Source organism: Pseudomonas entomophila (assembly GCF_023277925.1).
GTDB lineage: Bacteria > Pseudomonadota > Gammaproteobacteria > Pseudomonadales > Pseudomonadaceae > Aquipseudomonas > Aquipseudomonas entomophila_D.
Map to the genome: position 1 here is coordinate 1,762,925 of NZ_CP063832.1, position 15,137 is coordinate 1,778,061.

At 65.8% G+C, this 15,137-nt stretch carries 13 protein-coding genes; 6 read left to right on the forward strand and 7 right to left on the reverse strand.

Annotation, left to right across the window (positions count from 1 at the left end; genetic code table 11):
- Positions 1-26: 26 nt before the first annotated feature.
- Entirely contained in the window at positions 27-749 is a 723-nt protein-coding gene (locus IM733_RS07655; RefSeq protein ID WP_248920296.1) for a DUF899 domain-containing protein, read from the forward strand.
- Between the two features lies 1 nt (position 750).
- Here IM733_RS07655 and IM733_RS07660 read toward each other — a convergent pair whose 3' ends face one another.
- Positions 751-1,740: a bile acid:sodium symporter family protein gene (locus tag IM733_RS07660; protein ID WP_248920297.1), complete on the reverse strand. Its 990-nt coding sequence runs from the start codon at positions 1,738-1,740 to the stop codon at positions 751-753.
- Positions 1,741-1,887: 147 nt separating this feature from the next.
- On the opposite strand from IM733_RS07660, the gene ampC reads away from it, so the two are divergent.
- The 4 genes from ampC to IM733_RS07680 all read left to right on the forward strand — a co-directional run bounded on the left by ampC (position 1,888) and on the right by IM733_RS07680 (position 4,821).
- A complete protein-coding gene (gene ampC, locus IM733_RS07665) occupies positions 1,888-3,027 on the forward strand; it encodes a class C beta-lactamase (protein ID WP_248920298.1) in 1,140 nt (379 codons plus the stop codon).
- 3 nt (positions 3,028-3,030) lie between these two features.
- The gene (locus IM733_RS07670) at positions 3,031-3,654 is read left to right on the forward strand and encodes a glutathione S-transferase family protein (RefSeq protein WP_248920299.1); all 624 of its coding nucleotides are present in this window, start codon (positions 3,031-3,033) and stop codon (positions 3,652-3,654) included.
- 310 nt (positions 3,655-3,964) lie between these two features.
- Positions 3,965-4,297 (forward strand): hypothetical protein, encoded by a 333-nt coding sequence (locus IM733_RS07675; protein ID WP_248920300.1) that lies wholly within the window; start codon positions 3,965-3,967, stop codon positions 4,295-4,297.
- 101 nt (positions 4,298-4,398) lie between these two features.
- Positions 4,399-4,821: a group II truncated hemoglobin gene (locus IM733_RS07680; protein WP_248920301.1), complete on the forward strand. Its 423-nt coding sequence runs from the start codon at positions 4,399-4,401 to the stop codon at positions 4,819-4,821.
- On the opposite strand, the gene IM733_RS07685 is transcribed toward IM733_RS07680, so the two are convergent.
- The 4 genes from IM733_RS07685 to IM733_RS07700 all read right to left on the reverse strand — a co-directional run bounded on the left by IM733_RS07685 (position 4,812) and on the right by IM733_RS07700 (position 6,928).
- Complete coding sequence (locus IM733_RS07685; protein WP_248920302.1) at positions 4,812-5,117, reverse strand: hypothetical protein; 306 nt, start codon at positions 5,115-5,117, stop codon at positions 4,812-4,814. The genes IM733_RS07680 and IM733_RS07685 overlap by 10 nt on opposite strands.
- A 145-nt stretch (positions 5,118-5,262) precedes the next feature.
- Positions 5,263-5,451 (reverse strand): hypothetical protein, encoded by a 189-nt coding sequence (locus IM733_RS07690; protein ID WP_011534181.1) that lies wholly within the window; start codon positions 5,449-5,451, stop codon positions 5,263-5,265.
- A gap of 141 nt (positions 5,452-5,592) precedes the next feature.
- A complete protein-coding gene (locus IM733_RS07695) occupies positions 5,593-5,913 on the reverse strand; it encodes a YbjQ family protein (protein WP_011534182.1) in 321 nt (106 codons plus the stop codon).
- A 127-nt stretch (positions 5,914-6,040) separates the two neighbouring features.
- Positions 6,041-6,928, reverse strand: a complete 888-nt coding sequence (locus IM733_RS07700; RefSeq protein ID WP_248920303.1) for an EamA family transporter — start codon at positions 6,926-6,928, stop codon at positions 6,041-6,043.
- Between the two features lie 262 nt (positions 6,929-7,190).
- On the opposite strand from IM733_RS07700, the gene IM733_RS07705 reads away from it, so the two are divergent.
- The gene (locus IM733_RS07705) at positions 7,191-8,588 is read left to right on the forward strand and encodes a purine-cytosine permease family protein (RefSeq protein WP_248920304.1); all 1,398 of its coding nucleotides are present in this window, start codon (positions 7,191-7,193) and stop codon (positions 8,586-8,588) included.
- A 131-nt stretch (positions 8,589-8,719) separates the two neighbouring features.
- On the opposite strand, the gene IM733_RS07710 is transcribed toward IM733_RS07705, so the two are convergent.
- Together IM733_RS07710 and IM733_RS07715 are read right to left on the reverse strand one after the other, a co-directional pair.
- Positions 8,720-11,704 carry an autotransporter domain-containing protein gene (locus IM733_RS07710; protein ID WP_248921139.1) on the reverse strand — a complete coding sequence of 995 codons (2,985 nt, stop codon included), beginning with the start codon at positions 11,702-11,704 and terminating at the stop codon, positions 8,720-8,722.
- A 186-nt stretch (positions 11,705-11,890) separates the two neighbouring features.
- On the reverse strand, positions 11,891-14,890 hold the full coding sequence (locus tag IM733_RS07715) for an autotransporter serine protease (protein ID WP_248920305.1): 3,000 nt from the start codon (positions 14,888-14,890) through the stop codon (positions 11,891-11,893).
- Between the last annotated feature and the right edge of the window lie 247 nt (positions 14,891-15,137).

Below are 15,137 nucleotides of genomic sequence, written 5' to 3' on the forward strand. Positions count from 1 at the left end.
GAATCCCTCAGCCTGGAGTCACCACCATGACCCACCCCAAGCACACCGTGGTCTCGCGCAGCCAGTGGCTAGCCGCCCGGCAACAACTGTGGCTGCACGAAAAGGCGTTCACCCATCACCGCGACGAACTGGCCGCCGCCCGCCGCGCCTTGCCATGGGTGAGAATCGAACACGACTACCGCTTCCAAGGCCCTGACGGCGAACTTGGCCTCGACGGGTTGTTCGCCGGACGCAGCCAGTTGCTGGTCTACCATTTCATGTTCGTCGAAGGCTGGCAGGAAGGCTGCCCGGGCTGCTCGTTCCTGGCCGACCACTTCGATGGCGCCAACCTGCACCTGGCGCACCACGACGTGTCGTTGGTGGCGGTGTCCCGCGCCCCCTACGCCGAGTTCCAGGCATTCCGCCACCGCATGGGCTGGCACTTCCCGTGGTTTTCCTCCCACGGCAGCCGCTTCAACCAGGACTTCGGCGTCAGCGTCGCCACCGACGGCACCGCCCAGTACAACTACGAGCCTTACACAGGCAGCGAGAACGAGCTGCCCGGGCTGAGCGCCTTCTACCGCGACCAGGATGGTAGCCTCTACCACACCTACTCCACTTACGCCCGGGGCCTGGATATCCTGGTCAACGCCTACAACTTCCTCGACCTGGCCCCATTGGGCCGTAACGAGGCGGGCACGATGGACTGGGTGCGTCACCACGACCGCTACGAAGGCACCGATGCCAAGCCGCACTGCTGCGCGAAATGAGTCAGGAAGCCACCACCTCGTTGCTGGCCTCAATCCGCGCCGCGTAGCGCTGGGCCAGCACCGCGCAGACCATCAGCTGGATCTGGTGGAACAGCATCAGCGGCAGGATCATTGCGCCGATGCCACCACCGACGAACAACACCTGCGCCATCGGCACGCCGGTGGCCAGGCTTTTCTTGGAGCCGGCGAACAGGAGGGTGATGCGATCCTCGACGTTGAACCCGAACACACGCCCGAGCAGGCGCGTGCCCAGCAGCACCACCGCCAGCAGGATGCCGCACACGGCGAACAGCCCCGCCAGGTGCTGCGCCGAGACGCTGTGCCACAGCCCGGTGACCACCGCTTCGCTGAACGCGGTGTAGACCACCAGCAGGATCGACGCCTGGTCGACCATTTTCAACCAGCGGGCGTTGCGCCGGACCCAGTCGCCAATCCAGCGGCGGGCGATCTGCCCGGCGACGAAAGGCACCAGCAGCTGCAGGGTGATCTTGAGCACGGCATCCAGCCCTGAGCCGGTATCTCCGGAGGCACCGAGCAGCATCATCACCAACAACGGCGTGAGGAAGATCCCCAGCAGGCTCGATGCCGCGGCGCTGCAAATGGCCGCCGGCACGTTGCCACGGGCCAGCGAAGTGAAGGCGATCGCCGACTGCACCGTAGCCGGCAGCGCGCACAGGTAGAGCACCCCCAGGTACAGCTCGTTGCCCACCAGTGGCACGAACAGCGGCTTGAACGCCATGCCCAGCAAGGGGAACAGCACGAAGGTGCAGGCGAATACCAGCAGGTGCAGCCGCCAGTGGCCGGCGCCGGCGATGATGGCCTCGCGCGACAGCTTGGCGCCGTGCAGGAAGAACAGCAGGCCGATGGCCAGGTTGGTCAGCCAGCCGAACAGCACCGCCCCTTCGCCGGAACAGGGCAGTACGGTGGCAATGAACACCACCCCGAGCAACGCCAGGGTGAAATTGTCGAAAAGCATGCGCAAATACTTCATCACGTATTCCGTCTTGTCATTGTGCAAGCCCGGACGATAAGGTCTGCGCTTTTCCCGCGCTAACGCCGGAACCCCTGGCAATGTCGCCCAACGGACAGGCGCAGGCTACAGGTTCCCGTATCGCACTTCGACAAGGACTGCTTTTCCATGAAACACACCCACCGCCTCTGCCTCGCCGCCACCCTGGCGTTGGCCAGCCTGCCGGCCCTGGCCGACGATCTGCAGTCGACCGTCGATGACGTCATCCAGCCGCTGATGCGCGAGCAAGGCATCGCCGGCATGGCCGTGGCCCTGTACGTCGATGGCCAGTCGCACTACTTCAGCTATGGCTATGCGAACACGCAGGAAAAACAGGTCGTGACCCGCGATACCCTGTTCGAGGTCGGCTCGGTGAGCAAGACCTACACCGCCACCCTCGCCGCCCTGGCCAGCGCCGAAGGCAAGCTCGACCTCGCCGCGCCTGCCAGCCGCTACCAGCCAGCCCTGGCCGGCACCGCGATCGGCAGCGCCAGTGTGCTGGAACTGGGGGCCTACAGCGGCGACTGCCTGCCACTGCAATTCCCGGACGAAGTGCAGACCGACAAACAGGTCCTGGCGTTCTACCAGCACTGGCAGCGCCGGTTCGAACACGGCACCATGCGCTGCTACTCGAACCCCAGCCTGGGCCTGTTCGGCAATCTGGCAGCGCGCTCGCAGCAACGCCCGTTCGCCGAAGTGATGACCCAGGATGTGCTGCCACGGCTGGGCCTGCACCACACCTACCTGGAGGTACCGGCCAACGCTCGCGGGCTGTATGCCCAAGGTTACGACGCCGCCGACAAGCCGGTGCGGGTCGGCCCCGGTCCCTTCGCCGACGAAGCCTATGGCATCAAGACCAGCGCCAGCGACATGCTGCGCTACGTCCAGTTGCAGGTGCGACCAAACGAACTCGACCCGGCGCTGCGCAAGGCCATCGCCATCACCCAGGCCGGCTACTTCCAGGTCGGCGCCATGACCCAAGGCCTGGGCTGGGAGCGCTACCCGTATCCAGTGGCCCTGGACACCTTGCTGGCGGGCAATGGCGCCAACATGATCCGCGAGCCCCAGGCCACCAAGGCCCTGGTCCCCAGCCTCCCCGCCGAGCCCGCCGCCTGGTACAACAAGACCGGCGCCACCAACGGTTTCGGCGCCTATATCGCCTTCGTGCCCTCGAAGCAGATGGGCATTGTCCTGCTCGCCAACCGCAACTACCCCAACGAGGAGCGCGTGCGCGCCGCCCAGCGCATCCTCGCCAGCCTGGAGCGCTGAAACATGTTGAGAATCCTCGGCAAGGCGTCATCGATCAATGTACGCAAGGTGCTGTGGACCTGCACCGAGCTGGGTCTGCCCTATCAACGCGAAGACTGGGGCAGCGGCTTCCAGGCCACCGACACACCGGAGTTCCTGGCCCTGAACCCCAATGCCATGGTGCCGGTGATCGTCGATGACGACTTCGTGCTGTGGGAGTCCAACAGCATCCTGCGCTACCTGGCCAACCAGCATGGCGGCGCCCACCTCTACCCTGCCGCGCCGCGTGCCCGCGCGGCCGTCGACCAATGGCTCGACTGGCAGGCCACCGACCTCAACGATGCCTGGCGCTACCCGTTCATGTCCCTGGTGCGCCAGTCCCCCGCGCACCAGGACCCGGCGTTGCTGGCCGCGGCTAGCGCACAGTGGACCGCGCGGATGCGCCTGCTCGAACAGCGCCTGCAAGCCACCAATGCGTACGTGGCCGGTAGCCACTTCAGCCTGGCCGACGTGGCCATCGGCCTGTCGCTCAACCGCTGGCGCCGTACGCCGCTGGAGCACCCGCCACTGCCGGCGCTGGAGGCGTATCACACGCGCCTGCGCCAGCGCGCGGGCTTCCTCGAGCACGGCGACAATGGAACCCCATGAACTAAAAGCAGGATTGTCCGACAAGATGTAGTGCTAAAAAATATTCACTACAAAACTGTTGACGCCCTTCCCGGCCCTTGTGCATGATGAGGCCGTCTCCCCGATCGGGAGCGGTGGCAAGGGTGTTCCAGACGGCCTGCGCGGTAACGCAGGCCGTCCGTGGAGAGGGAAACTGCCCAGAAGGCAGCGTGAGAAAGCCCCTGTTGCGATGCTGCTGTAGCAGCCTTGGTTAGTGCGCTACATGGTGTAGCGCCGAATGTGAACTTCACCTGCGAAATTCACCGACGAATAGAGTAATGGGGGCTTTGAAATGATGAACTTGAACAACAATCCGACCATCCACCAACTGGCCCAGCTGTTCGCCGCGCGCAAGGACAGCCTCGACGACCACCTGCTGTGGGTCAGCCAGTCCGGCGAGGTCCGCCTGGACCGCCTGCCGCCCAACACGGTCGAAGCCGAATTCGAATCGCACATGCCCAGCATGCGCGCCCGCTTCAAGGTCTACCGCCGTGGCCAGGGCTACGTCGGCAAGAAGGCCGCCGCCGACACCACCTTCGTCGGCCGCGTGCTCCAGACCCTGCAACAAGAATGGCCTGCGGCCCGTGAGCGGCAGGCAGTCAAGGTGATCGACTCGCTGAACTGAAACAGGTTCAACCAGTAGTACGCCGCTTCTTGAGCCCGGCCTGAACCGCCGGGCTTTTTCATGCCTGCTAGTATCCTGCTCTTTTCACCCTGGAGCATCCGATGAACACCCCTGCCTTTGGTACCGATGACGCCTCCTACCAGGCCGCTGGCGGCATTGACGGCCTGCGCCGGCTGGTCGATGACTTCTACCGGCTGATGGCGCAAAGCCCGTCGGCCGCCAGCGTACGGCGCATGCACCCGGACGACCTGTCCGGCTCGCGCGACAAGCTGGCGTGCTTTCTCAGCGGCTGGTTGGGCGGGCCGCGGCTGTACAGCGAACGCTACGGTTCGATCGCCATCCCTTCGTTCCACGCCCAATGGCCGATCAGCGAAGCCCACAGCGCCATCTGGCTCGACTGCATGGCCCAGGCCATTGCCCTGCAACCTTGGTCAGGCGAGTTCGCTGAGTACCTGCTGCGCCAGCTGCGGGTGCCTGCCGAACGCATCGTCCAGGCCAGCCGCAACCGCCACGCTCAGGCCTGAAGCCGGCGCGGCAAGCGCTCTGGCAGCGGTACGGCGCCGGTGGCCAGCGCACGGGCGCGATCCACACCCCAGACCAGCGCACGGGTCATGGTCTCGCCGGGGCGCGCGGGGTAGTACTCTTCCAGCAAGGCCTTGCCGTTACTGGCATACAGCCCGAGAAACAACTGCGTGGCGCCGAGACGCGACAAGCGCACCTGCACATCGAGGCTGGTGCCATCGCTCAGTTCTTCGTCGTGGCTGCGGCTGTGCAGTTGCGCATCGGCCCACTGCCAGTAGGTCTCTTCCCTGATTCGCATTGAAATCAATACTCCGTTTGGTCAAATGCCGCGCAAGAAAAACACAGTCGCCAGCCTCCGGCGAGGGCGACACACCGATACCATGAGCAGGATCAAGGAATGCAAAAAAAACCCCGCCGTTGGGCGGGGCGCTGTGTGCGTCGGCTTACTTCCTGGCGGGGAAGCGAGGGGTGAAGCGACCTTTCTTGGCGCGCTGCAGGTGTGCCGGTGGCAACTGTTCAGTCTCGTCCAGGGTCATGTTGGCGAAGCCCAGGCGCAAGAACGACTGCCCGCAGCGCACCTGGTTGTTGATTGGGAATGCATCGTTCAGGTCTTCGAAATAGGATTCGCTCATGCCCAGACTCCCTCAAGCGGTGACCGTGCCGACAAACAGTTCGTTTGCCTAGATAAACAGCGGTCCGATGAAGTGAGACTAGCCGGTCATTTGCAGACCTGTCGGACAATCCGGCATTGCCCGACCGATGGCAAACTTACATCACTTCAAGCGCACCGCCGTGCCGGTGGCGAAGACCACGACCATGCCCCCCTGCACCGACGGCATGCTGATTTCGAAGTCCACCCCCACCACTGCGTCGGCTTGCAACTGCCGTGCCCGCGCCTTGAGTTCCTCGGTGGCTTGCTCGCGAGCCTCCTTCAGCGCGCTCTCCAGGGTCTGCGAACGGCCGCCGAAGAAGTCGCGAAAGCGTGCGAAGAAATCGCGCACGAAGTTGATCCCCTGCACCGATTCGGCGCTGACCACGCCGAGGTACTCGGCGACGGGGCGGCCTTCAAGCTGGCTGGTGGTGCTGATGATCATGGGCTTGCTCCTGACAAAAAGAAGCCGATGCTAACAAATTAAATGCCTGTAGGAGCCAGCCTTGCTGGCGAACCGCGGTGACGGGGTTCGCTAGCAAGGCTGGCTCCTAAAAGAGTTGTGGCGCTTTTTAATGGGCGGTGGCGGCGCGCAGTCGCTGCCCCAGGCGTGGCCCGAACACGTTGATCAGCAACCCCAGCATCACCAGCAACGCCCCCCAGCACTGCGCCGTGCTCAGGCGTTCCCCCAGCAGCACGGCGGAAGAGCTCAGGCCAACCACCGGCACCAGCAACGAGAACGGCGCCACCTTGCCCGCCGGGTGGCGCGACAGCAGCGTGCTCCACAGGCTGTAGCCGACCATGGTGGCGACGAAGGCCAGGTAAAGCAGCGCCAGTACCGAACTCCAGCTGATGTTGGCCAGCGCATGACCAATCCGCTCTGGCCCTTCCAGCCACCAGGACAATGCCAGGAACGGCAACGGTGGGATCAACCCGCCCCAGATCACCAGCGCCACCAGGTCAACCTTGCCGAAGCGCCGAGTGATGATGTTGCCCATGCCCCACATGGCGCCGCCACACAGGGTCAGCAGCAGGGCGATCACAGGCACGTGGCTGCTGTTCTCGCTACCGATCACCGCCAGCCCGCTGGCCGCCACCAACAACCCCAGCACACTGGCCAGGCGCAGCCGTTCACCGAGAAACAGCGCGGCGAAACCGAGGGTGAAGAACGCCTGGGATTGCAGCACCAGCGAGGCCAGCCCCGGTGGCATGCCGCTGTACATGGCCTGGAAGAGAAAGGCGAACTGGCCCAGGGAAATGGTCGCGCCATAGGCGATCAACCAGCGCCAGGGCAGGTTCGGCCGCTTGACCAGCAAGACCGCCGGGAAGGCCACCAACAGAAAGCGCAAGGCCCCCAGCAACATGGGCGGCAGGCCATCGAGGCCAACCTTGATGACCACGAAGTTGACGCCCCAGGCGATGATCACCACCAGGGCGATCAGCAGGTCCTTGAGTGGCATTGCACGCATTCCTTCTTCAGGCTGTTATAGAAATATTTCGTTGCAGCATAAGGTCAATCGCCTGCGAGGGACCAGCACAGTTAGCCCCTAGCCTTGCGCAACAGTGGGCTGTGATGGCCCCAAGAATGGGGCTGAAATTCGCGTGAACCTTCACTTGACCAGACTTGTATATACATGCTCATATCAAGCCTCGGTCATCCGCCCTGCGTTGCGCCGATGGCCGCCGCCCCTCACAAAAACAACGAAGCGGAGCCCTCCCCCGATGTCCAGCAAACCTGTGATCGAGCGGCGCTCGATCGACTACATCCCCGAGTCTGAACGCCATGGACGGGTGTACAGCCAATTCACCCTGTGGCTGGGAGCCAACCTGCAGATCACCGCGATCGTCACCGGCGCCCTGGCCGTGGTATTGGGCGGCGATGTGTTCTGGTCGCTGATCGGCCTGCTGATCGGGCAACTGGCCGGGGGCACGGTGATGGCCCTGCACGCCGCCCAGGGGCCGCGCCTGGGGCTGCCGCAGATGATTTCCAGCCGGGTGCAGTTCGGCGTCTACGGCGCGGCCATTCCCATGGCCCTGGTGTGCCTGATGTACCTGGGTTTCACCGCCACCGGCACGGTGCTTTCCGGCCAGGCCATCGGCCAGTTGCTCAGCGTCAGCGATAGCACCGGCATCCTGATCTTCGCCGGGGTGATCGTGCTGGCCACGTTGGCCGGCTACCGGGTGATCCACTGGATCGGGCGCCTGGCCAGTGTGCTGGGGATCATCGCCTTCATCTACCTGTTCAGCCGCATCCTGATGCTCGCCGACATCGGCCAGTTGCTTGCCAACCGCCATTTCAGCTGGGGCAGCTTCCTGCTCGCGGTGTCACTGGCGGCGTCCTGGCAAATCGCCTTCGGCCCCTACGTGGCCGACTACTCGCGGTACCTGCCCAGCAGCACGTCGCCGGTGAAGACCTTCCTCGCCGCCGGCCTGGGCTCGGTGATCGGCGCCCAGGCCTCGATGATCCTCGGCGTGTTCGCCGCCGCCATTGCCGGCGGCCAGTTCTCGGGACGCGAAGTGGCCTATATCGTCGGCCTGGGCGGTGCCGGTACCACCGCGGCGCTGCTGTATTTCTGCATCGCCTTCGGCAAGGTGACCATCTCCACCCTCAACAGCTACGGCAGCTTCATGTGCATCGCCACGATCATCAGCGGTTTGCGTGGCCACCTGCACATCAGCCGCGTGCAGCGCCTGGTGTTCGTGCTGGCGATCGTCGGTGCGGCCACCCTGCTCGCCCTGCTCGGCCAGCATTCGTTCCTCAGTGCGTTCAAGTCGTTCATCCTGTTCCTGCTGACCTTCTTCGTGCCCTGGAGCGCGGTCAACCTGGTGGATTACTACTTCATCACCAAAGAGCGCTACGACATTCCGGCGCTGGCCGACCCCAACGGCCGCTACGGGCGCTGGAACTGGCCGGGTATCACGGTATACACCTTTGGCGTGCTGGTGCAGATGCCCTTCATCGACACCAAGCTGTACACCGGGCCGATGGTCGCGCACCTGGGGGGCGTTGATGTGTCGTGGCTGATCGGGTTGGTGGTGCCGAGCGTGCTGTACTACTGCGTGGCCCGCCGTCGCGCCGGCGAGGCGCCGTTGCACATCATCGTGCCTGAGGCACGCTGATCGCCTGTAGAACCGATGGGGTGCCTCTCGCTCATGGCGCTGAACGCACCCCATCGACTTGACTGCGCCCACGGACCCGTTGCCAGGCCCGCGGGGCAGGTGCAACACCTTGTCTATCCGTTGCAGGGGCCTTAGAACGCCCAGTCCAGGGTCAGGCCGACACCGTGGCTGTTGTCGCGGCTACCCAGCAGCCCGTTGTAGTCCAGGTTGACCCGGGCCTGACGGCCCAGGGCGACCCCCGCCCGTAGACCGACCACCGCCGCATCACGATCCAGGGACAGCGCCTGCACCTTGTAGCTATCGCCCTGGCCAGCGAAGGCCAGGTGCTGGTCAGCCCCGGTGGAGCTGAGGTTGTGCTGCCAGCCCAGGGTGGCGGAAAGCTCCACCGCCTGGCCGCCGGACAGTTGCAGTTGCTTGCCGGCACGCATGCCCAGGGTCGAGAGCCAGGCGTCGCGGTTATCCTGCCCTCCCTTGAGCGCGGCAGCGCCGCCATGCTCCTTGAAGCTGTCGCTGTCGATATGCACATAGGCCAGGTTGGCGAACGGCTCCAGCGCCATGCCCGGCACGGCGACCTTCCAGGCGGCTTCGCCGAACACCTGGGTGCTCTGGGCATCGCGCTTGCTCTTCAGACGGTCACTGACCTCGTTGTACTGCAGCTCGCGCTTGGTCTCGATGCGGTGCCAGCTGTGGCTGCCGCCCAGGCTCAGGCGCACCTGCTCCAGTTCCTTGCCGGCATAGGCACCCAGATGGTAGCTATCGACGCTGGCCGAGGAATGACGACCATCGCCCATGCTCAGTGAACTGTCGCTGTAGCCGGTGAAGACGCCGATGCGGGTGTCTTCGCTCACCTGCCCGTCGGCCCCCAGCAACAGGCCGCCAATGGAACTGCTGTAGCGCGCCCGAGCGGAATCACCGTCGGCCTTGCCCCAGGCCCCCAGGGCCTTGACCCACAGGCCGTTGCCCTGGCCATCCACGGTCGCAGCGGCGAGACGGGTACGCTCGCCCATGGCGTCGCGCAGCTGGCGGCTGTCGTTGAGCAGCAGGTTGCCCACCGCCGGGTGGATTTCCCCGGACAGTTGGTCGAACGCCTGCCGGGCGCTGGCGGCATCGGTCGACAGCAGCAGGCTCTCGTAGACCGGGTTGCCCGCGCCGAGTCGATCAGCGGCTGCGGCCACCGAACGCTGGTTGGCGGTCAAACCGACACTGGCGAAGCTGGCGCTGCGTTGCACCGCCAGCTGCACCCCGTTGCCGCTATAGGCCAGGCCGCCCCCAAGGAACAGCAGGTTGGACTGCACGTTGGCGAAACTGCCCTGCACGCCGCCCGCCGCATCCAGGATGTCAAACTGACGCCCCACCAGGCTCGGCGCCTGCTGGGATTGCAGCGAAACCCCGGGGTTCTGCAGGTCCAGGGCCAGGTTCGCCCCGCCCAGAGACACCTTGCCACCGCTGACCAGGCGGTCGCTGCCCGTGGCATCCACCTCCACGGCATAGGTCGAGCCCGGCTGGAAGGTCACGTCGGAGCTCACCTGCAAGGTGCCGATGGAGTTGCCTGGCGCCACCACGCCGCCGGGGTTGACCACCAGCGCGCCGATCCGGCCATTGCCGCCCAGTACGCCACCGGCATTGACCGCCACCGTCGATTGCAGCGAACCATTGACCGCCAGGCGTCCCTGGTTGACCAGGGTCGGGCCGGAGTAGGTGTTGTTGCCGCTGAGCACCAAGGTGCCGATGCCTTGCTTGGTCAGGCCGCCATGGCCAGCGATATCGTTGCTCCACAGGTCCAACCCGCAACCCAGGCTGTTACAGAGCCGCTGGGTCGGCTTGCCGGCATCCACCACGGCGCCGATACCCGGCAGGTCGACCACGAACTGGCTCGGGCCGTAGCCACCGGCGATGCGGAATTCCTCAGGAATGTCCTGTTCAGTGACCAACATGCCCGGGCCACGGATCCCCTTGTCCAGGTCGATCATGCCCCAGCCGTACAAGGCATCGATGCCGGGCGCGCCCATGTCGGTGGCGGTGGTGCGCAGCACGCTGGCGATCTGTGCGCCGCTCATGTAGGGGAAGCGCTCCATCAGCACCGCCGCCGCACCGGCGGCATGGGGCGCGGCCATGGACGTACCGTTCTTGTTGGCGTAGCCCTGGGTCAGGTCGGCCAGGCTGGTACCACCAATCACCGCGCTGTAGATCCGGGTGCCGGGGGCCGAGACGCAGAAGCTCGCGGTATAGCCGCAACGGGAGGAGAACGTGCTGACCAGGTACGGGTTTGTGCTGCTGGTGTCGGGGTTTTGTTGCAACGCCGCCACGGTCAGCCAGTTGGGGGCGATGTCCGGGACGAAATAGCCCAGCCCGGCAATCGCATCGGGGTTGTTCAGGTTGTAGTCGTTGCCGGCGGCGAAGATCGTCAGGACCCCGCTGCGGGCGGCGGCGATGGCCCCGTCATAAGCGCCACCGGGCAAGGTGCCCAGCAGCGGCTGGATCTGCGCGAACTGCGCCCGGGCATCGTCCACGGTGAAGTGCGGGAAATCCGGGTTGCGGCCGCCCTTGGCGAAGCGATCGGTGATGCCGATGCCCCAGCTGTTGTTGATGATCCGCGCGCCGCTGGTCACCAGGCTGTCCCAGCCGGCCTTGTACACCGCGCCATCGTTGCCCAGGACGATACCGTCCTCGGGGCCAGGGTCACCGTTGTCGGCGCTGATGATCTGCGCGGCGTAGGCCACGCCGTGCATCGACACGCCATCACGGTTGCCGGCGGCGATCCCGCCGACGTGGGTGCCATGGGAGCCGAGTTTGCCGTCCGAGCCCACCGACGGGCTGCCGTCATAACGGAAAGCATCGCCGGCCTTCACCGGGATGTAGGGGTCGGTGTACTGGCGGATACCGCTGGTGACCAAGGTCACGATCTTATCCTTGCCGGCGAACTCGGGGTGTGGCGCGTAGACCGGCTGGTCGAAGATCCCCAGCTTCACCCCCTTGCCGCTGTAGCCGGCGGCATAGGCGCTGTCGGCGTGAATCGCCCCCAGCCCCCAGTCGGCCTTGAATTCGTCGCTGCGCCAGCTGCCGGCGTCGCCGAGGCGACCACTCTCCACGTAGGGCGCGGCCTGGGCCGTGCCCATCAGCGCCGCCCAACCCAGCAATGCCCGACCCAGCGGGGCCAGGGCCCAGCCCTGCGCGAACGCGCTGTCATCCTTTCTGACTTGCTTCACTACGACCTTCCTTAGTTGCATTGATGAAAAACCGCGTTGTTAACACTCCGTATTGCAACGCCCGGCCGGCGAGCTCCAGGCCAGCGCCAAGACGCTTCAGAAACGCCATTGCAGGTTGAGCCCCGCGCCATGCTGTTGCTCACGACTGGCCAGGCGCCCCTGGTAGTCCAGGCTCAGGTCCAGGTCGCGGGTCAGCCCCACCCGGGCCTGGAGCCCCACCAGCGCGGCATCGCGCAAGGCGGGTGCAGCCTCCACCCGGAACGGCTGGTCGCTAGCGGCGAAGGCCAGGTGCTCGCGGTCCTGGGTGCCGCTCAGGCGGTGCTGCCAGCCCAGGCTTGCCGCCAGTTGCAGGTCCTGCTGCGGGCCCAGTTGCCATTGCTGGCGCCCACGCAGGCCCAAGGTGCTGAGCCAGGCATCACGCTGCTCGTCACCGGCATGCAGCGCCGCCGCGTCGCCCTTCTCGTGGAAGCCGTCGCGGTCCAGATGCTGGTAGGTCAGGTTGGCGAAGGGCTCCAACTGCACCGCCGACAACGGCAGGCGATACGCCGCCTCGGCGAACAGCTGCTGGCTGCGGGCATCGACCCGCGCACGCTGGCGGCCGGACACTTCGCCATAGGCCAGGTCGCGCCGGACCTCGGCACGGTGCCAGCTGTAGCTGGCGCCCAGGCTCAAGCGCAGCCGGTCCAGGTCGTGGCGGGCATAGGCGCCCAGGTGGTAGCTGTCGACCGTGGCGCGTGAGTGGCTGCCGCCCATGCCCAGGGAGCTGTCGCTATAGCCTGCGGCCAGGCCGGCCCGGGTCTGCTCGTCGAAGTCACGATCCAGGCCCAGCAGCATGCCGCCCAGGGAGCTGGTATAGGATTCGGTGCCCTGCACGCCCTCGATACGTCCCCAGCTGCCCAGGCCCTTGAGCCAGAGCTGGGTCGAACCTGGCTCGCCCGCGGACGCGCCTGGCGCATTGGCATTGCGTGCAGCACCTTGCACACGCTCACCGAAGGCATCGCGCAAGGCCGAACCCTGGCTGAGCAGCATCGAGTCCAGTGCTGGGTAGATTTCCCCGGCCAGCTGCCGCAGGCCATCCCGGGCTTGGTCCGGCGAGGTCGAGAGCAGCAGGCTTTCATACACGGGATTGCCCGGCCCCAGCCGCTCCACGGCGCCGCCGCTGGCGCGCTGGTTGGCCGTGGCACCGATACTGTCAAACGTCGTGCCGCTGCGCGTTATGTCCAGTTGCACGGCGTTGGCCGAATAATCGAGTACGGTCCCCAGAAACAGGTAAGCGGGCTGGACCTGGGCGAAGCGCCCGTTGACGCCACCCGCTGCCTGGAGGATGTCGAACTGGCGCCCTACCAGGCTGGCTACCGGGCCACCGGCCAACAGGTTCGGCCGAGCCTCGGGCGCCAGGCTCAGATTGGCGCCACCGACACTGGCCTGGCCGCCAACGACAAGCCGGTCGCTGGCCGTGGGCGACAGCTCCAGCCGGTAGCTCGAGCCCGGCTGCAAGTCGAGGTTGCCAGCGACATTCAAGGTACCGATGGAGTTACCCGGGGCCACCACGCCCCCGGCGCTGGCGGTCAGGGCACCGATGCGGCCGTTGCCACCCAGCGTGCCACCTGCGTTGACCGTCACCGCCGATTGCAGGCTGCCGTTGACCACCAGCAAGCCACCCTCGACCCGGGTCGGGCCGCGGTAGCTGCTGTCCCCCGTGAGCGCCAGCCAGCCAGCCCCGGACTTGACCAGGCTGCCTTGGTAGACCCGCTGCGCGGCAGCCGCGTCGCGGGCCATGCCCAGGGCATAGTCGCTGCGATCCTGCTGGCTGGCGCCCGCGGCCAGCCCATGCTCCCAACCGCGATCCTTGAGAGTCTGCTGCCAGGCTTGACGTTCCGCGGCGTCCTCGGCCTGACGCTGCACCAAGGCCTGGTCGGAGATGCCGTTGCTCCAGCTATCGCCCTGCCCGCGCCCCAGGTTGACGTCGAACTCACCCAGCAACTGCCCGGGGCCGTGCAACGCCCGGCCCAGGTCCGGGACGCCCCACCCCACCCGGTCGCTAGGCCCCTGGGTCGGCGAACCATCGAGCTGGCGTGAGGTGGTCAGCAGCACTTGCAGGGCCTGCTGGTTGTTCAGGTAGGGGTAACGCTCCATGACCAGGGCCAAGGCCCCGGTGGCATGAGGCGCGGCCATGGAGGTGCCGTTGTAGGTGGCATAGCCGCCCCCGGCCACGGTACTGGTGATCGCCGCCCCCGGGGTCGCCAGGCACCAGTACTTGGCGATGCCGCACTGGTTGTATTTCTGCTGGTTGTTCTTGTCCAGGCCCGACACCGCCAGCCAGTGGCCCTCCAGCTCCGGCTGGAAGTACGGCAGCGCCGAGCGCACGCTGGCATTGGCATATCCGCTGTTGCCGGCGCTGAACACGTTGATCACGCCACGGCGCGCCACGTCACCGGCGGCGTCGAGCCAGGTGTCCTGCTGGAAGTGCTGGGCATAAGCCGCACGCAGGCCGCCCAAGGTGTTGTAGTTGACATCCTTGGGCTGGCTGCCCCAGCTGTTGTTGATGGCCCGCACCCCGGCATCCACCAGGGCATCGTAGACCGCCTTGAAATACTTCGGGTCGGGGCCGGGGCCGAACAGGAAACTGTCGTTCTTGTTGGTGTTGCCCACGTAGACCTGGGCATTGAAGGCCACGCCATGCATGCCAGCGCCATCACGGGCCGCGCCCATGGTGCCGGTGACATGGGTGCCATGGTTGTCGTTGGCGCCATTGAGCACCCCGGACACACTGAACGGGGTGCCGTCCAGGTACTGGCCGGTGGCGGTCACCGGGTGAAATCGTCCGGGGCTGGCCTCAGGATGGGCGGCATCGAAGCCCGAGTCCAGGGCACCGATGCGGACCCCGGCGCCGGTGATTCCGGCGGCGTAGGCCTGGCTCGCCTGCATGCGCTCCAGGCCCCAGTCCTGCTGGTACTCGGCCGAACGCCAGCTGGCGGGGTCGCCCAGGCGGCCGGTTTCCTGATAGGCCGCCGCAGCCGACAGCGGCAGCCCGGTGGCGAACGCCAGGCACAGGGTGCCCGTCAGCGTCTTGAGCTGATCACATCTCACATCCATGTTGATGACTTCTCTTGTTTTTGTTGTCGGGTCGCCCGTTCCTGGTCGACCGGTGTGTCGCTGCATTGTTCGGCCGCAAGCCTGCGGCACCAGAGCCAAAGGCGCTCTTGCGTCTCTGGTCAGGTTACTTCGGCCTCAGGCCAAGTAGGTTGCCTTCGGTTACAAAAATGCGAGCTTCTGAAATTGGTCACAATAAGTCAATCCGTCTTGATACACCCTCGGCAGAATCAGCGCACTGTCAGGCCAA